At 42.2% G+C, this 18,455-nt stretch carries 16 protein-coding genes, 1 other RNA gene and 1 other annotated feature; of the genes, 14 read left to right on the plus strand and 3 right to left on the minus strand.

The annotated features are described in order from the left end of the window. The first annotated feature begins 11 nt into the window (after positions 1 to 11). Positions 12 to 275, plus strand: a complete 264-nt coding sequence (gene yajC, locus K1I43_RS04545; RefSeq protein WP_009361707.1) for a preprotein translocase subunit YajC — start codon at positions 12 to 14, stop codon at positions 273 to 275. 24 nt (positions 276 to 299) lie between these two features. Here the strand turns inward: yajC and K1I43_RS04550 are convergent, their stop codons facing one another. Further along, entirely contained in the window at positions 300 to 674 is a 375-nt protein-coding gene (locus K1I43_RS04550; protein WP_009361706.1) for a TIGR04086 family membrane protein, read from the minus strand. A gap of 84 nt (positions 675 to 758) precedes the next feature. Between K1I43_RS04550 and K1I43_RS04555 the strand changes: the two genes are divergently transcribed. Then, positions 759 to 1,412, plus strand: coding sequence for a DUF421 domain-containing protein (locus K1I43_RS04555; RefSeq protein WP_420806292.1), 654 nt, complete (start codon positions 759 to 761; stop codon positions 1,410 to 1,412). Here the strand turns inward: K1I43_RS04555 and spoVB are convergent, their stop codons facing one another. Next, the gene (gene spoVB / locus K1I43_RS04560; RefSeq protein WP_009361704.1) at positions 1,413 to 2,936 is read right to left on the minus strand and encodes a stage V sporulation protein B; all 1,524 of its coding nucleotides are present in this window, start codon (positions 2,934 to 2,936) and stop codon (positions 1,413 to 1,415) included. Positions 2,937 to 3,027: 91 nt separating this feature from the next. Between spoVB and K1I43_RS04565 the strand changes: the two genes are divergently transcribed. From K1I43_RS04565 to dtd, 7 genes are all read left to right on the plus strand, one after another. Beyond that, positions 3,028 to 3,300, plus strand: coding sequence for a post-transcriptional regulator (locus tag K1I43_RS04565; protein WP_035067187.1), 273 nt, complete (start codon positions 3,028 to 3,030; stop codon positions 3,298 to 3,300). Positions 3,301 to 3,395: 95 nt separating this feature from the next. Further along, complete coding sequence (gene secDF / locus K1I43_RS04570) at positions 3,396 to 5,642, plus strand: protein translocase subunit SecDF (RefSeq protein ID WP_009361702.1); 2,247 nt, start codon at positions 3,396 to 3,398, stop codon at positions 5,640 to 5,642. 83 nt (positions 5,643 to 5,725) lie between these two features. Further along, the gene (locus K1I43_RS04575; RefSeq protein WP_136260272.1) at positions 5,726 to 6,619 is read left to right on the plus strand and encodes a cation diffusion facilitator family transporter; all 894 of its coding nucleotides are present in this window, start codon (positions 5,726 to 5,728) and stop codon (positions 6,617 to 6,619) included. A 53-nt stretch (positions 6,620 to 6,672) separates the two neighbouring features. Next, positions 6,673 to 9,033, plus strand: a complete 2,361-nt coding sequence (gene recJ, locus K1I43_RS04580; protein ID WP_136260271.1) for a single-stranded-DNA-specific exonuclease RecJ — start codon at positions 6,673 to 6,675, stop codon at positions 9,031 to 9,033. After that, entirely contained in the window at positions 8,999 to 9,511 is a 513-nt protein-coding gene (locus K1I43_RS04585; RefSeq protein WP_009361699.1) for an adenine phosphoribosyltransferase, read from the plus strand. The genes recJ and K1I43_RS04585 overlap by 35 nt, the downstream gene beginning before the upstream one ends. A 104-nt stretch (positions 9,512 to 9,615) precedes the next feature. Next, the gene (locus K1I43_RS04590) at positions 9,616 to 11,814 is read left to right on the plus strand and encodes a RelA/SpoT family protein (RefSeq protein ID WP_009361698.1); all 2,199 of its coding nucleotides are present in this window, start codon (positions 9,616 to 9,618) and stop codon (positions 11,812 to 11,814) included. Between the two features lie 14 nt (positions 11,815 to 11,828). After that, entirely contained in the window at positions 11,829 to 12,269 is a 441-nt protein-coding gene (dtd, locus tag K1I43_RS04595) for a D-aminoacyl-tRNA deacylase (RefSeq protein WP_136260270.1), read from the plus strand. Between the two features lie 34 nt (positions 12,270 to 12,303). On the opposite strand, the gene K1I43_RS04600 is transcribed toward dtd, so the two are convergent. After that, complete coding sequence (locus K1I43_RS04600) at positions 12,304 to 12,477, minus strand: hypothetical protein (RefSeq protein WP_009361696.1); 174 nt, start codon at positions 12,475 to 12,477, stop codon at positions 12,304 to 12,306. Positions 12,478 to 12,609: 132 nt separating this feature from the next. Here K1I43_RS04600 and K1I43_RS04605 point away from each other — a divergent pair, with 132 nt between their 5' ends. From K1I43_RS04605 to K1I43_RS04625, 5 genes are all read left to right on the plus strand, one after another. Beyond that, positions 12,610 to 13,869, plus strand: coding sequence for an N-acetylmuramoyl-L-alanine amidase family protein (locus tag K1I43_RS04605; RefSeq protein WP_136260269.1), 1,260 nt, complete (start codon positions 12,610 to 12,612; stop codon positions 13,867 to 13,869). A 53-nt stretch (positions 13,870 to 13,922) separates the two neighbouring features. Beyond that, positions 13,923 to 14,152: a binding site (T-box leader), on the plus strand. A 52-nt stretch (positions 14,153 to 14,204) separates the two neighbouring features. Beyond that, positions 14,205 to 15,476: a histidine--tRNA ligase gene (hisS, locus tag K1I43_RS04610; protein ID WP_136260268.1), complete on the plus strand. Its 1,272-nt coding sequence runs from the start codon at positions 14,205 to 14,207 to the stop codon at positions 15,474 to 15,476. Positions 15,477 to 15,487: 11 nt separating this feature from the next. Beyond that, positions 15,488 to 17,266 carry an aspartate--tRNA ligase gene (gene aspS, locus K1I43_RS04615; protein WP_019416808.1) on the plus strand — a complete coding sequence of 593 codons (1,779 nt, stop codon included), beginning with the start codon at positions 15,488 to 15,490 and terminating at the stop codon, positions 17,264 to 17,266. 50 nt (positions 17,267 to 17,316) lie between these two features. Next, positions 17,317 to 17,509, plus strand: a non-coding RNA gene (ssrS, locus tag K1I43_RS04620) — 6S RNA. Between the two features lie 112 nt (positions 17,510 to 17,621). Further along, positions 17,622 to 18,386 (plus strand): tRNA threonylcarbamoyladenosine dehydratase, encoded by a 765-nt coding sequence (locus K1I43_RS04625; protein WP_136260267.1) that lies wholly within the window; start codon positions 17,622 to 17,624, stop codon positions 18,384 to 18,386. The last annotated feature ends 69 nt before the right edge of the window (positions 18,387 to 18,455 follow it).

An 18,455-nucleotide genomic window follows, 5' to 3' on the forward strand; every position in this document is an offset into this window, starting at 1 on the left:
GGGGTGAAAAGATGGAAACGTTAGCAAGTTTACTACCGCTTATTTTATTCTTTGCGATTTTTTACTTTTTGCTTATTCGCCCGCAACAAAAACGTCAAAAAGCTGTTCAACAAATGCAGGCGAACTTGCAAAAAGGAGATAAAGTCATTACGATTGGCGGATTGCACGGCATTATTGATTCACTTGATGAAAATACGGTCGTCATTCGCGCGGGTGATGGTTCGCGCCTTACATACGACCGTGCGGCCGTTCGTGAAGTCGTGAATGAAAAATAAGACAGGTTGCTGCCTGTCTTATTTTTATGCGCTTCGTGAACGAGATGTGGCAACATTGACACCAATCATTCCACCGATCATGGCAGTAATGAGAAAACCAACGTGGTATCCCCACTGCTCAATCGAAAACGTTCGGTCCATTCCGAGAAATTGAAATAAAAAAATGATTGTTGTAAAGATAATCCCCGTTGCCCCACCAAGCATCCAACCGCGCTCTTTCCCTTTTCCCCCTGCAATAAACCCACCGAAAAATAATGATAAAAATGCAAAACCGTGCATGACCCATTGCAATGACGTTTCATCATAACTTGTCAACTTCAATAAAAGGGCAAATATAAAACTGCATATGATGGCGCTTATAAAAATTGTTATGACCCCATGCAAAATGGCGCGAATCATCCTTATCCCTCCTTACTACATTTAGTACAAACATATTCCATCGTCCATTTGTTTAGAATAAAAACGTAGAACAAACGAGGAGGAATAAAGGTGGAGTACGTTACAATTATTTTGCGAACGTTACTGTTGTACGGAGTTATTTTATTTATTTTTCGCATGATGGGGAAAAGGGAAATTGGAGAGTTAAGTATTTTAGACTTAGTTGTTTTTATTATGATTGGGGAAATGGCAGTTATTGCGATTGAGCAACCGGAAGATCCGATTTTCCATACGCTCGTTCCGATGATTGTGCTAACGATCGCCCAAATTGCCTTTGCCTTTTTTTCTTTAAAAAGCGAAACGTTTCGACGTCTCGTTGATGGGTCGCCGACCGTTATTATTAACAATGGGAAAATTGATGAAAAGGCGATGCGGAAACAACGATACAATTTTGACGATTTGCTTATTCAATTGCGTGAAAAAAATATTAAAAACATTGCGGACGTTGAATTTGCCATTTTAGAGCCGTCTGGCAAACTGTCTGTATTTGAAAAAGAAAAAGGAAAAAAGAAAACACCGTCTTTAGCCTTGCCTCTTATTAAAGACGGTGTCATTCAAGAAGAACATTTAACATTGATCGATCAAACGCCCACATGGTTAATCAAGCAACTAAAAAAGCGCGGATATGAACGAATTGAAAATATTTCTTATTGTACATATGAAAATGGAACGTTCTATATTGATGAAAAAGATGAATGATTAACGAAACAATTGGCGAAATTCATCTTTTTTAATTAAGCGAAACGACTGCGCGAGAACGAGATAGATGAACGTCATGATGACGATGACAACAATCGTTTTCACAAGCAAGGAAAACGGCAAAATCGGAACGAGCATATGGCCAATTGCTGCAACGGAAACGATAACGACGAAATGAGCGACATATTGTTTCACATATAAAGTAAGCGAAATCGCTTTAACGATTGTAGCGGCGTGTAATAACGTGACAATCATGATGCCGACCGTAATGGCTAGCGCCGCTCCCATAATGCCGAGCGACGGTTGTGAAGCGAGCCAAAAAATAAGTGCTGTTTTTACGACGGCACCGATCAGGCTATTTGTCATCGCTTCTTTTGCTAGATCAAGCGCTTGCAATACAGCTTGCAACGGCCCTTGCAAGTAGTAAAAGATAAAAAACGGCGCCATAACTTTAACAAAGATTGCTGCTTGATTAGCTCCATACATCAAATACATCATTTCTTCTGCTAATACGTACAACACGACAATGGACAATCCCCCAGCGAAAAGCGATAACCGTACAGCTTGATGTAACCGATATTCAATTAAACGATGCTGCTTTTGGGCGGCGGCTTCGCTAATTGCTGGGACGAGCGAAGTGGCGAGCGCGTATGTAATAAACGATGGAAGCATTAAAAGGGGCAGTGCGTATCCAGTCAGCTCCCCATATTGTTTTGTCGCATGGGTTGCCGTAATGCCAGCGAGCGCTAAACTTTGTGCGACGACGATTGGTTCAAAAAACCATGCGATCGATCCAATCATCCGGCTTCCGAGAGTTGGAACGGCGATGCGCATCAGCGAAATAAACGTATCTTTCCCTTGTTTGACGTATGCAAAAAAACGGTAGCGAATGCGAATCGGCTTTTTTTGTTTAAACGTAATAAACAAATAAATAAGAGATACAAGCTCGCCAACGACGGCAGAAATCATCGCTCCCGCTGCGGCATATTCGATACCATACGGTAAAAAAGCGGTTGTAAAAGCAGCGATGAGCGTAATGCGTACCGCCTGTTCAAGCAATTGAGAATACGCATACGGTTTCATTTGTTGTCTCCCTTGAAAATAACCACGTAAAACGGAAGACAGAGCGACAATTGGAACGACTGGCGCAATCGCAACAAGCGGATAATATACGCGCGCATCCGTAAATAACGTTTTAGAAAGAATCGGTGCAATGGCTAATAAAGCTGGGAAAAAGATGAAACTTAAAATCGTAGTAATAGACAAAGATACGACTAATATTTTTTTCACTTTTCTTTTATCGCCTACCGCTTCCGCTTCAGCGACGAGCTTTGAGATGGCGACAGGGAGGCCGAACTGCGTAATTGTAATCGCTAATACGAGCGTCGGCACAGCCATCATATATAAACCTACCCCTTCTTCACCGATGAGACGAGCAACGACGATACGATTAATAAAGCCGAGTATGCGCGTCAACAATCCAGCAACAATTAAAATCATCGTCCCTTTCAAAAATTTGGACATGTTCCTCCCTACCTTCTCAAATGAGGTCATCTTTTATACAATGAAATATATGCACATGTTGGCCAAGCATGACAAAATGGGGGAGACGAATATGGATCGCGAACAATTAATGCCAGCGTTACAAAGTAAAGTAGATGAGTTGAAGTTGCTCGGTTATGAACAAGCGACGATTGAAGACGTATGGAATTGTTTAATGATGAAAAAATGGAAAAAAAACAAAGAAGAAAAGCGGTTATTTGAGCTCGTGAACGACGTCTTATCATTGCGGGCAAGTGACTATATGGCGTATATTGTCACAAAGGAACAAAAGCACGATCGATGGTTTACGGAAGAAGGGCTTTCGGAGTTAGAACAATTGTTTTAATTGTTCGTTTGGAAATTGACAGAAAGTGTACTGTCATTCATAATTTGTTTTGTTGGTAAAAATTCTGGCAGCAGCCAGAATAGAGGAGGATTTTTATGGTAAAACGTAGTCGCATCATTGCTTTTTTCCTTCTTGTCGTTTTACTAGGCGGCATGATGGGAACGACAGCAGAGAAAATTGTCAAAAATATTAAACTCGGCTTAGACTTGCAAGGTGGTTTTGAAATTTTATACGAAGTGAAGCCGACAAAAGAAGGAGAAAAAATTACAAAAGATGTATTGCTTAGCACGGTAAGCGCATTAAATAAACGCATTAACGTGCTTGGTGTAAGCGAACCGCGCATTGATGTAGAAGGAAATGATCGCATTCGCGTTCAGCTAGCAGGGGTAAAAGATCAAAATAAAGCGCGCGAAATTTTATCTACAGAGGCGAAATTAACGTTTCGCGACGTACATGATAACGTATTGATGGATGGAAGCGACCTCGTTGAAGGAGGCGCAAAACAAACGTTTGATGATAAAGGAAAGCCAAGCGTTGCGATTCAATTAAAAGATGCGAACAAGTTTAAAGAAGTGACACAAAAAGTGTTGAGCATGGCACCAAATAATGTGCTCGTCATTTGGCTTGATTTTGAAGAAGGTGTTGACTCATACGCGAAAGAAGTAGGAAAAGAGCATCCAAAATTTATTTCGGCAGCTCAAGTCAATGAAGTGTTCAATCAGACGGACGTTTCTATCGTTGGAAACTTTACCGTTGAAGAAGCGAAACAATTAGCCGACTTGTTGAATGCGGGAGCGCTCCCTGTGGAATTAAAAGAAATTTATTCCACATCGGTAGGTGCACAGTTTGGAGAACAAGCACTGCAAAAAACGATTTTTGCTGGAATCATTGGAATTGCGCTCGTCTTTTTATTTATGCTCGTTTTTTATCGCTTGCCTGGGATTGTTGCAGTCGTTACATTAAGCGTATATATTTACCTTATTTTGCTCGTCTTTGATTGGATGAACGGCGTGCTAACGCTACCGGGAATTGCTGCACTCATTCTTGGGGTTGGGATGGCAGTTGACGCAAATATTATTACATACGAGCGAATAAAAGATGAGTTAAAGCTCGGAAAATCGCTTATGTCAGCGTACCGTATCGGAAATCGCGGTTCTTTTGGCACGATTTTAGATGCGAATATTACAACGATCATTGCTGGCGTTGTCTTGTTTGTATACGGGACGAGCTCTGTTAAAGGATTTGCAACGATGCTCATCATTAGCATTTTAGCGAGTTTTATTACAGCGGTATATGGTACGCGTCTTTTGCTCGGTTTGCTTGTGAAAAGTCGCTTATTCGATAAAAAACCGCATTATTTTGGCGTCAATCCGAAAGATATATTAGATATTGCGAAAGTAACAGATGATACAGACGTTCCAACAAAGTTTGCACGTCTCGATTTTGTTAAACGAAGCAAGCTATTTTTCACTATTTCTGGAGCGATGGTTGTTATTGGACTCGCGTTACTGCTGACCGCTAAATTAAATTTAGGCATTGATTTTTCAAGCGGAACGCGCGTGGATTTAATGAGTGAAAAGCCGCTCACAACAGAAGAAGTGAAGCAAGAATTAAATGAATTGCGTCTTAAGCCGAAAGATGTCGTCTTATCAGGCAATAACAACGAGATGGCGATTGTACGTTTTCTCGGCGTACTTGACCAAAAAGAAATTTCACAGTTGAAGTCGCATTTTAAAGAAAAATATGGCATTGAACCAAACGTAAGCACGGTATCGCCAACGGTCGGAAAAGAGCTAGCGCGCAATGCGTTTATTTCTGTACTCATTGCGTCAATCGGGATCATTATTTACGTCACCGTTCGCTTTGAAATGTATATGGCGATTGCCGCTATTGTGGCGCTATTACACGATGCGTTTTTCATTATCGCTTTCTTTAGTTTGACGCGCTTAGAAGTCGACTTAACGTTTATTGCTGCTGTATTAACAATCGTCGGTTATTCGATTAATGATACAATCGTCACGTTTGACCGCATTCGTTATTTAATGAAAAAGCGGACAGTAAAAACGGTCGATGATTTAAAAGATGTCGTCAACAAAGCATTACAACAAACATTTGGTCGCTCTGTAAATACGGTATTAACCGTTGTGTTTACTGTTGTCGCACTTTTATTGTTCGGTAGTGAAGCGATTCGCAATTTCTCATTTGCGTTGCTTGCTGGCTTAATTTCCGGCACATATTCTTCGCTCTTTATCGCAGCACAATTATGGCTCATTTGGAAATCGAAACAATTGAAAAAAGGAAAGCAAAAACGCGAACAGTGGGAAGCAGAACCAGAAGTATAAACGTCGTGGCGCATGCCGCGACGTTTTTTCATGAAGTGAATAGGATACACTAAAAAAAACAAAAGAGAAAGGAAGCGAATGGGGTGAATGAACAAACACGCTTTCGACAAGCTCAATTTGCTGCCATGGTTGGTGTTGTCGGCAACATTGTTTTAGCAGGGATAAAAGGGTGGATCGGAATGATCGCAAACAGTAAGGCACTTATTGCCGATGCGGTACATTCTGCTTCTGACGTGGCAGGATCATTTGCCGTATGGATTGGATTGCGTGCGGCGAAACAGCCGCCGGATGACGATCATCCGTATGGACACGGGAAAGCTGAATCGATTGCTGCCATTATTGTCGCAGTTTTGCTTTTTCTCGTCGGAATCGAAATTGGAACATCTTCTTTTTCTTCATTTTTTCATCCGATTGAACCGCCCAAAATGATAGCTGTATATGCTGTTATTTTATCGATCGTTGTGAAAGAAGCGATGTTTCGTTACAAGTATGCGTTAGGGAAAAAAATTAAAAGCGATGCCATTATCGTGAATGCGTATGAACATCGTTCAGACGTTTTTTCATCGCTTGCAGCTCTCATCGGTATCGTCGCAGCGATCGTTGGACAAAAAACGAACATCGATTGGCTTATTTACGCTGACCCTGTTGCTGGATTGTTTGTTTCACTTCTCGTCTTAAAAATGGCGTGGAAGTTAGGGGCGGAATCGATTCATCATGCGCTTGATCACGTATGGCATGAAGAAGAGACAGTGAACTTGCGCGAAGCGGTTTTGTCATTTTCCGAAGTGAAACGCATTGACTCACTTTATGCTCGTCAACATGGATATTATGTTGTTGTCGATTTAAAAATTGCTGTGTCACCACATTTAACGGTTTTAGAGGCGCATGATATCGGAAAAAAAGTGAAAGAAAAGTTATTGTCGTTTCCGCAAGTGCATAATGTGATGGTGCATATTAATCCATACGATGAACAATAAATTGCCCCTTAGCCTATTGTTTTGTATAATAAAAAGGTTGAGGGGTGAATGACATGTTAGCATCGAAAACCCGCTGGAACATGAAACAAGTAAACGAACAACAAGTGCAAATGATTGCGCAAGCGTTACATATAGCTCCGCTCGTTGCTACATTGCTCGTCAGCCGCGGCTACGATACCGTTGAAGCCGCTCGTTCTTTTTTTGAGCAAAAGCAATCGTTTCACTCGCCATTTTTGTTAAACGATATGGAAAAAGCGGTTGAGCGAATAGAGAAAGCGATTACAAAAGGTGAACATATTCTCGTTTTTGGCGATTATGATGCCGACGGAGTAAGTAGTACAGTCGTGATGGTGAGTGCGTTACGAGAAAAAGGAGCGAATGTATCCTTCTACATTCCAAACCGCTTTTTAGAAGGATACGGTCCGAACGAACAAGCATTTCGGCTTGCGAAAGAACAAGGTGTTTCACTAATTATTACAGTCGATACAGGCATTTCCGCTTTGCATGAAGCAACCGTAGCAAAACAGCTTGGCATCGATTTAATTATTACCGATCATCACGAACCAGGTCCTGTGCTGCCTGAAGCGTATGCGACGATCCATCCGAAAATTAGTCCAAATTATCCGTTTAAACATTTAGCCGGCGTCGGTGTAGCATTTAAACTCGCTCATGCGCTTATCGGGCGCGTGCCGTATGAATGGCTGGACGTCGTCGCAATTGGAACGATTGCTGATCTCGTTCCACTTCAAGATGAAAACCATTTACTTGCTCGGTTAGGCATTGAACAATTTCGACAAACGAACCGTCTCGGCTTACAGGCGCTTTGTAAACAATGTGGCGTATCTCATACGGCGGTGACAGAAGATACGATTGCGTTTATGATCGGTCCACGCATTAATGCGGCCGGACGTCTCGATTGTGCTGATCCTGCTGTGCAGTTATTGTTGACGACGGATGCGCATGAAGCGGACATGCTCGCTGAACAAATTGATATGATGAATCGCGAGCGTCAACAACTCGTAAACGACATAACAGAAGAAGCGATTCAACTCGTTGAACAACACTATGGAGACGACCGTGTGTTAGTTGTAGCGAAAGAAGGATGGAATGTTGGCGTCATTGGCATTGTTGCTTCGCGATTAGTGGAACGATTTTACCGTCCGACGATCGTTTTAAGTATTGATCAAGAAAAGGGAATCGCGAAAGGATCAGCGCGCAGCATTGAGGGATTTGATTTATTTGCCAATTTGTCAAACTGCCGCGACATTTTACCTCATTTTGGTGGGCATCCGATGGCTGCAGGGATGACGCTTTCTTTACATGATGTAGATGAATTACGTCACCGTCTAAACGAGGCAGCGATGCAACAGCTAACTCCTGAACATTTCGTGCCTGTTACGCATGTCGATGTATGCTGTTCCATCTCGGACGTTTCCATCGAATTAATTGAGCAAATGAATCGGCTTGCACCGTTTGGGATGGGCAATCCGAAACCGCGTGTGCTTCTCGAACATGTGCAGCTTGATACGTTACGAAAAATTGGAACAGACCAAAACCACTTGAAATTGTTGTTAGTTGAAGATGGAAAGACGTTAGAGGCGATCGGATTTGGTTTTGGACATATTGGCGATGAAATTGCACCGAACGCCCATCTTTCGGTCGTAGGTGAGTTATCCATTAACGAATGGAATAACTTTCGTAAACCGCAATTAATGATTCAAGATATAGCTGTGAATGAGTGGCAATTGTTTGATGTTCGTCATATTCGTCATCCAAGCAAGTTCATTGCATCGCTTCCGAAAGAAAAGCGATTATTTATTGCTTTTCATCCTGACACAGCAGATGCGTTGCAATTGTCGGCATACGCGAATGAAATTGTCTATGTGCAAAACGAACAAGCAGCGACAGTTGATGTGACTGGAAAATATGTCGTTCTTCTTGATTTACCGCCATCACAGCAAATCGTTAAAGTTTTATTAAGTTGTAGTTTACCTGAACGCATTTATGCGTTATTCTATCAAAGGGAGAGTCACTTCTTTAGCGTGTTGCCAACGCGTGAACATTTTAAGTGGCTATATTCCTTTTTGCATAAGCGTAGCCCGTTTGATGTGCGGCGTTACGCTGACGATTTAGCTCGCTCGCGCGGATGGACGAAAGAAACGATTTTGTTTATGATTCAAGTGTTCAGAGAGCTTGGTTTCATTACAGTCGAAAACGGGATCGTTTCTTTAGCTCGTGATGTACAAAAGCGGGATTTAACGGAATCGCCGTCTTATCGTTTGAAACAAGCGCAGGCAGAGCTTGAACATATGTTTTTATATTCATCTTATTCCCAACTGAAACGTTGGTTTGATTCATTGTATGAGGAGGAAAAAGTCAATGGATTTAAAACAATACGTCACGATTGTTCCTGATTTTCCAAAACCAGGTATTCAATTTAAAGATATTACAACGATTATGGATAAAGGGGAAGTATATAAATACGCGACAGATCAAATTGTTCATTACGCACGTGAAAAGAAAATTGATGTCGTCGTTGGCCCAGAAGCGCGTGGATTTATTATCGGCTGCCCAGTTGCTTATGCGCTTGGTGTCGGGTTTGTTCCTGTTCGGAAAGAAGGGAAATTGCCTCGCGAAGTCATTCGTGTGGAATATGGCTTAGAGTACGGCAAGGACGTATTAACGATGCATAAAGATGCGATTAAGCCAGGGCAACGCGTTCTCATTACAGACGATTTATTAGCGACAGGTGGAACGATTGAAGCGACGATTAAGCTCGTTGAACAACTTGGCGGCGTTGTCGCAGGTATCGCATTTTTAATTGAATTAACGTATTTAGAAGGTCGCGAGAAGTTAAAAGGATACGATATTTTAACGTTAATGCAATTTTAAGAAAGGAGGGGCAAAACGCTCCTCTTTTTCGCATCGTTGCTCTTTACATTTAAAAAATTTTTCATGATAATATTGTCAATACGTTTAAAATAAAAGGTGATTGCATGGCAAATGAACAAGTATTAACGGCGGAACAAGTCATTGAAAAGGCGAGCCGTTATTTGTCGGAAAACGACGTACAGTTTATCGAACGAGCATATGAGTTTGCGAAAGAAGCGCATCGCGAGCAATATCGGAAATCTGGAGAACCGTACATTATTCATCCGATTCAAGTGGCGGGTATTTTAGTCGATTTAGAAATGGATCCTGCAACGATTGCGGCGGGATTTTTACATGATGTTGTGGAAGATACACCTGTGACGAAGGAAGATTTAGAAAAAGAGTTTGGCAAAGAAGTAGCGATGCTCGTTGATGGCGTGACGAAGCTTGGAAAAATTAAATATAAATCACATGAAGAACAGCAAGCGGAAAACCATCGGAAAATGTTTTTAGCAATGGCGCAAGATATACGAGTCATTTTAATTAAGTTAGCAGACCGCTTGCACAATATGCGCACGTTAAAACATTTGCCGTTAGAAAAACAACGTCGCATCGCGAATGAGACGCTTGAAATTTTCGCACCGCTTGCGCATCGTCTCGGAATTTCAAAAATTAAATGGGAGCTCGAAGATACAGCGCTTCGCTATTTAAATCCCCAACAATATTATCGGATTGTCAACTTAATGAAAAAGAAGCGTGCAGAACGTGAGCAATATTTAGAAGAAGTGATTCGAGAAATGCGCGAACGGTTAAACGAAGTTGGCATTCAAGCTGAAATTTCTGGACGTCCGAAACATATTTATAGCATTTATCGAAAAATGGTTTTGCAAAATAAACAGTTTAACGAAATTTACGATTTGCTTGCTGTGCGCATTATCGTTGAAAGCATTAAAGACTGTTATGCGGTTCTAGGCATTATCCATACATGTTGGAAGCCGATGCCTGGGCGCTTTAAAGATTATATTGCCATGCCGAAGCCGAATATGTATCAATCGCTTCATACGACGGTTGTCGGCCCAAAAGGCGAGCCGCTTGAAGTGCAAATTCGGACGTTTGACATGCATCATATCGCTGAATTTGGAATTGCTGCTCATTGGGCATACAAAGAAGGAAAGACGATTCGCCCAAATACGTTTGAAGAAAAACTATCATGGTTTCGTGAAATTGTCGAATGGCAAAATGAAACGAACAACGCGGAAGAATTTGTAGAGACGTTAAAGATGGATTTATTTTCTGACATGGTGTTCGTTTTTACACCAAAAGGGGACGTTATTGAACTTCCAGCCGGTTCGGTGCCAATTGATTTTGCATATCGCATTCATTCAGAAATCGGAAACAAAACGATCGGTGCAAAAGTAAACGGAAAAATGGTGCCGCTCGATCATCCGCTTCAAACGGGAGATATTGTTGAAATTTTAACGTCTAACCATTCATACGGTCCGAGTCAAGACTGGTTAAAAATTGCGCAAACGTCGCATGCAAAAAATAAAATTCGACAATTTTTCAAAAAACAACGCCGCGAAGAAAATGTTGAAAAAGGAAAAGAGCTCGTTGAAAAAGAAATTCGCAACATGGGCTTTGATGTAAAAGAAGTGCTTACTGCAGAAAATACGAAACGTGTTGCGGAAAAATTTAATTTTGCCAGCGAAGAAGACATGTATGCCGCTGTTGGCTATAACGGCATTACCGCTGCGCAAGTGGCGCACCGTTTAACAGAAAAGTGGCGCAAACAACGCGACTTAGAAGAGCAAGCGAAACGCCTGTCGGACATGCTACAAGAAGCAAAAACGATTGCACCGATGAAAAAGCGCGATTTTGGCGTATGCGTCGAAGGGGTGGACAATTTACTCATTCGTTTGTCGCGCTGTTGCAATCCGGTTCCGGGCGATGAAATTATCGGTTTTATTACAAAAGGGCGTGGCGTTTCCGTACATCGTGCCGATTGCCCGAACGTACTTGCAGAAGAAGCAAAAGAGCGGCTTATTCCTGTTCAATGGGAGAGCAGTGCAAATTGTCAACGAGAATATACAGTCGATATCGAAATTACTGGTTACGATCGGCGCGGCTTGCTTAATGAAGTATTACAAGCTGTAAATGAAACGAAAACGAATATTTCGGCTGTATCTGGAAGAACAGATCATCGAAATAAAATGGCGACGATTCATATGACGATTTTTATTCATAACGTAAGCCATTTACAAAAAGTTGTTGAGCGTATTAAACAAATTCCAGATATTTATTCAGTAAGACGGATTATGAACTAGAAAGGGTTGTCGGAATGAGAGTTGTCGTTCAGCGTGCAAAAGATGCAAAGGTGACCGTAGCGGGCGAAATTGTTGGAGAAATTGATTTTGGGCTTGTGTTGCTAGTTGGCATTACTCATGATGATACAGAGGAAGATGCGGCCTTTGTTGCAGACAAAATTGCTCATTTGCGCATATTTGAAGATGAGCATGGGAAAATGAACGTGTCGCTCTTAGATGTTGGAGGATCGATTTTATCTATTTCACAATTTACGCTGTACGGGGACTGTCGGAAAGGGAGAAGACCGAACTTTATGGATGCGGCAAAACCGGAACATGCGAAACAGATGTATGAAGCGTTGAATGAACAACTACGTCAAAAAGGGATTCGCGTAGAAACAGGCGTATTCGGGGCGATGATGGATGTGACGTTAACGAACGTCGGACCGGTGACGCTTATCGTGGAAAGCAAATAAAAACCGCGCTCGCATATGGACGAGCTCGGTTTTTTTATCCTCGTGCTAAATGTTTTTTCAGTTTTTGTACGTCACGAAGAGTGAGTCCAAATTCAGAAGCGAGTTCAAACGATGTGAGCTCGTTTTCTTTTTGAATAAATGAGTGAAAATCAACGTGCATAAGCGGGGATTGTGAATGGATAAACTCTCCTTTTTCGCTATGGCGCATAACAAACCTCCTTTCGTGTCGAAGTCGTTCGTATTATTCCCAATTTTTCTATCTTTTCATTCAAAGAAGGATTTTTTTTTATTGACGAAGAAATAAGGTAGCGACTATTGACAACATAGGAGGATGGACAGCATGAAAAAAACGTTTATCGCGTCATTGTTCATTTGTTGTTGTTTGTTGCTGATCGTTCAAACAGCATCAGCAGCAATGAACGTGCGCATCGTTGTTGACCGATTAAACGTACGAACAGGTCCGGGATTAACGTTTACCGTACAAGAAAAAGTCGCAAAAGGAAAGCAATATCCAGTCGTCCAAAAGCGAGGGGAATGGCTACAAATTCGACTTGCTTCGAATCGAACCGGCTGGGTGCATGGGCGATACGTTCAAATTCAAAAAGAGACAACTGAAACGAAAAAACAAATTCAACAATTTGTCGTCTGTCAAGTGGATGGTTTGCGCCTTCGCAAAGGCCCGGGGACAAATTTTGCGGTCATTGGGTATGTGAATCGAAATGAGAAAGGGATGGCAACGATCGCCCAAGGTGAATGGATGTACGTGCGTTGGGATGGAAAAGAAGGTTGGGTGCATCAATCATATGTCGCCAATGTCGAGCAAAGTGAACAAAATAATGAACAACCTACATATGTCCAAATGTTATACGACAATACAAACATTCGCTCTGCTCCCTCTACGCAATCGCCTGTTATTATGAAAGCGAAGCGAGGGGATCAGTTTTCGATCATTCGTAAAGAAGGGCAATGGTATGTTATTCAAGTTGATGCGCAAACAATTGGATATGTAGCAGAATGGGTCGTTCAAGTAAGCAAACAACCATCCCCTTCCGAACCTCAAACGATCGTAGGAAAAACGATTGTCATTGATGCCGGTCATGGCGGCAAAGATTACGGTACAACAGGTGTAAACGGAACGATCGAAAAAACGTTAACGTTGCAAACCGTATTGTTGTTAAGTGAAAAACTAAAACAAATGGGCGCTCACGTCATTTTAACGCGTGAAAATGATCGGTTTTTATCTTTAAGTGAGCGAGTGCAAATAGCGGGAAAAAATAAAGCAGATGCGTTTGTTAGCATTCATTACGATAGCGCGTTAAACCGTACCGCCAGCGGTTTAACGATATATTACTATAAGCCAATCGACCGTTCGCTTGCAGATGCGCTTTTTAATCCGCTCAGCCAATTAACAGGCATTCAGCAACGAGGGGTTCGTGTCGGAAACTACCATGTGTTGCGTGAAAATAGTCGTCCTTCTGTGTTGCTTGAGCTCGGCTATTTAAGCAATCCGAACGAAGAGACGTTCATTGTGTCACCAACGTATCAACAAGCGGCGACAGAAGCGATTTGTAACGGATTAGTCCGCTACTTCGGAAAATAACGGTCATCTTGACAAATGGTTTGTTCGTACGTAATATAAAAAGAAAATTCAACATCTCGCCGATGATGGAGAAAAGTAGTTAAGAGTACACATGGCCAGAGAGGAAATGCCGTAGGCTGGAAGCATTTCTCCATGATGACTTAACGAACGAACACTCCGTAGGTTTCTCTTTGAACGCGCGATCGTTAGTAGGAGAGAACGCTTTCCGGGCGTTATCGGATAAAAGTGGAAGCATGCGCTTCAACTAGGGTGGCACCACGGGAATTCGTCTCTCGTCCCTAATTTATTAGGGGTGGGAGATTTTTATTTGCACAAAAACTAAAGGAGGGAAATATATGTCATTTCAAATTCCGCGCGGGACGCAAGATATATTGCCAGAACAAGCAGCGAAATGGCAGTATATTGAACAAATGGCGCGCGAGCTTTGTCGTCGTTACAATTACCAAGAAATTCGCACCCCTATTTTTGAACATACGGAACTATTTTTACGCGGTGTCGGCGATACGACCGACATTGTTCAAAAAGAAATGTATACATTTGAAGATCGTGGCGGTCGTAGTTTAACGCTTCGTCCAGAAGGAACAGCAGCGGTCGTCCGTTCATTTGTTGAAAATAAAATGTACGGATATCCAAATCAGCCGGTAAAACTTTATTACATGGGTCCGATGTTCCGCTATGAACGTCCGCAAGCAGGGCGTTTTCGCCAGTTTGTTCAATTTGGTGTCGAAGCGCTCGGAAGCAACGATCCAGCGATTGATGCCGAAGTCATTGCTTTAGCGATGGATATATATCGCACGCTCGGATTGAAAAAGTTGAAACTTGTCATCAATAGTTTAGGGGATATTGAAAGTAGAAAGGCGCATAGACAAGCGCTGATCGATCATTTCCAACATCGCATTCACGAATTTTGCGATGATTGCCAAGCGCGATTACATAAAAACCCGATGCGCATTTTAGACTGTAAAAAAGATCGTGATCACGAGTTGATGCGCACGGCTCCGTCTATTCTTGATTACTTAAATGAACAGTCGCGCACATATTTTGAAAAAGTTCAAATGTATTTACAAAAGCTCGGTATCGCGTTTGAAGTCGATCCGCGGCTTGTGCGCGGTTTAGATTATTACAATCATACGGCGTTTGAAATTATGAGTGAGGCAGAAGGATTTGGCGCGATTACGACATTATGCGGAGGCGGACGTTATAACGGCCTCGTTCAAGAAATTGGCGGACCTGAAACGCCAGGTATCGGATTTGCTTTAAGCATTGAGCGCTTGCTTGCAGCATTAGAAGCAGAAAGTATTTCGCTACCAATTTCTGAAGGAATCGACTGTTACGTTGTTGCGTTAGGAGAACAAGCGAAAGAAGAGGCGGTTGCTCTCGTTGCTGCCCTTCGTCAAGAAGGCATCGCGGCAGAAAAAGATTATCAAGATCGAAAAGTAAAAGCACAGCTGAAAGCAGCTGATCGTTTACAGGCGACATACGTTGCTATTTTAGGTGAAGATGAACTCGCAAAAGGCGTCATTAACGTTAAACATATGGCGACAGGAGAACAGCAAGAAGTATCGCTTCATACATTTATTTCACATATGAAAAACGTATTGCAATAGGAGGGGAAATCATGTTTGGAAGGACGCATTATTGTGGAGAAGTAACGGATCAAGCGATTGGTCAAACGGTTCGTTTAAAAGGATGGGTTCAAAAACGTCGTGATTTAGGGGGACTTATTTTTATTGATTTGCGCGATCGAACAGGCATCGTTCAAATTGTATTTAGCCCAGATGTATCGAAAGAAGCGTTACAAGTAGCGGAAACGATTCGTAGCGAGTACGTGTTAGACGTAGAAGGAAAAGTCGTTCAACGCGAAGAAGGACAAGTCAATCCAAATTTACCGACAGGAACAGTCGAAGTGCATGCGACGCACGTAACGATTTTAAGTGAAGCGAAAACACCGCCGTTTCCGATTTCTGATAAAACGGACGTATCTGAAGATGTTCGGTTAAAATATCGTTATTTAGATTTACGTCGCCCTGTGATGTTTCAAACGTTTCAATTGCGCCATCAAGTGACGAAAGCCATTCGCGACTTTTTAGATGAAGAAGGCTTTTTAGAAGTAGAAACGCCAATTTTAACGAAGAGCACGCCAGAAGGGGCGCGCGATTATTTAGTGCCGAGTCGCGTGCATCCAGGAGAATTTTATGCGTTGCCACAATCACCTCAAATTTTTAAACAATTATTAATGGTCGCTGGTTTTGAACGGTATTATCAAATCGCTCGTTGTTTCCGCGATGAAGATTTACGTGCCGATCGCCAACCGGAATTTACACAAGTCGATATTGAAACGTCGTTTATGAGTCAAGACGATATTTTAGCGATGGTTGAACGGATGATGGCACGCGTCATGAAAATGGCAAAAGGGATTGACATCCCTATTCCATTCCCGCGCATGTCATATGACGAAGCGATCGCACGCTTCGGTTCGGACAAGCCAGACACGCGTTTTGGACTTGAACTTGTCGATTTATCTGAGCAAGTGAAAAATTGTGGCTTTAAAGTGTTCGCTAGCGCAGTGGAAAACGGTGGACAAGTGAAAGCGATCAACGTGAAAGGGGCGGCGGATAAATATTCGCGCAAAGATATTGATGCGTTAACGGAATATGTGGCTCGCTACGGGGCAAAAGGATTAGCATGGTTGAAAGTCGAAAACGATGGACTAAAAGGGCCAATTGCGAAGTTTTTTAACGAAGATGAGCAAAAACAAATGATGCAAACGCTTGAAGCGGAAGTCGGCGATTTGTTGTTATTTGTAGCGGATAAAAAATCCGTCGTTGCCGATTCGCTTGGCGCGTTGCGTTTAAAATTAGGAAAAGATTTAAAATTAATTGACGAATCATCGTTCCATTTCTTATGGATTACAGACTGGCCGCTTTTTGAATACGATGAAGAAGAAGGACGTTATTATGCAGCGCACCATCCGTTTACAATGCCTGTGCGCGAAGATGTGCCAAAATTTGAAACAGATCCAGCAAGCGTGCGTGCACAAGCATACGATCTTGTGTTAAACGGGTATGAGTTAGGTGGAGGATCGCTTCGTATTTTTGAACGCGACATACAAGAAAAAATGTTTAAAGCGCTTGGCTTTACTGAAGAACAAGCACGCGAACAATTTGGATTTTTGCTTGAAGCGTTTGAATACGGTACTCCTCCGCATGGTGGTATCGCGCTCGGATTAGACCGACTTGTTATGTTGCTTGCGGGCCGTTCCAACTTACGCGATACGATTGCCTTTCCGAAAACAGCAAGCGCAAGCTGCTTGTTAACAGAAGCGCCGAGCGCAGTAAGCGAAGCGCAATTAGACGAATTGCATTTGCTCGTGAAGGACGTTCAAAAAGTAGACTAAATTTGTAACGTTGCAAATGCATGCGAAGTGTGCTAACATACAAGTAACAACAAGTCCTGATGTGTTTGTCGTATCACCTATTGTTTTGACCGAACAATGTGTGATACGGGAGCCCGGGTTTTCGAGTGGCGTACATGCCTCATTTACATAAAGAGGACGTACATAAGCTTGAAACAGGGCACCCACCTGTGAGAGAGCGGGTTCAAAACAAAGGCCATCAGCGACGGCACGATTGGGACTTAAGAAACAAAAACGAATAAAGCCTTAACGTAAAGAACATGCTTTACGTTGGGGCTTTTTTTGTGCCATAATGCATGTATATCCGATTGAAATACTTACATATGGGAGGAACAATATGTTACATCAATTTTCTCGTAACGAATTAGCGATCGGGAAAGAAGGGTTAAAACGATTAAGTGAAAGTACAGTGGCTGTTCTTGGTATTGGCGGTGTCGGATCGTTTGCGGTAGAAGCGCTCGCTCGCTCAGGCGTTGGACGCCTCATTTTAATCGATAAAGACGATATTGATATTACAAATGTCAATCGCCAAATTCACGCGTTGCTATCAACTGTCGGACGTCCGAAAGTGGAAGTGATGAAAGAGCGGATCGCTGACATTAACCAAGCGTGCGAAGTCATTGCATTAAAAATGTTTTATACGGAAGAGACGTATGAACAAATTTTTTCGTACGATATTGACTATGTCATTGATGCATCAGATACGATTTCATATAAAATTCATTTAATGAAACAATGTTTAGAACGCAATATTCCAATTATTTCGAGCATGGGTGCTGCAAATAAAATGGATCCGACTCGTTTCCGCATTGCGGATATTTCAAAAACACATACAGATCCGATTGCGAAAGTGATTCGTACAAAATTACGAAAAGAAGGAATTAAAAAAGGCATCACGGTTGTTTTTTCAGATGAAAGTCCAATCGTCATTCGCGAAGATGTGCGAAAAGAAGTAGGAAACGATGAGGCGACGATTCGGAAGGCGAAAATGCCGCCGTCGTCGAATGCGTTCGTTCCATCTGTCGCTGGCCTCATCATGGCAGCATATGTCGTGCAACAATTATTAAAAGACATCCCGATCCAACGTGTTGATCAACAGTAAGCGCAAGGGGAAATCCTTTGCGCTTTTCTTGTCGCACATTATTAGTTGCAAATGAAAAAGAATTGAATT

Source organism: Anoxybacillus sp. ST70 (assembly GCF_019553625.1).
Taxonomy (GTDB): Bacteria; Bacillota; Bacilli; order Bacillales; family Anoxybacillaceae; genus Anoxybacillus; species Anoxybacillus gonensis.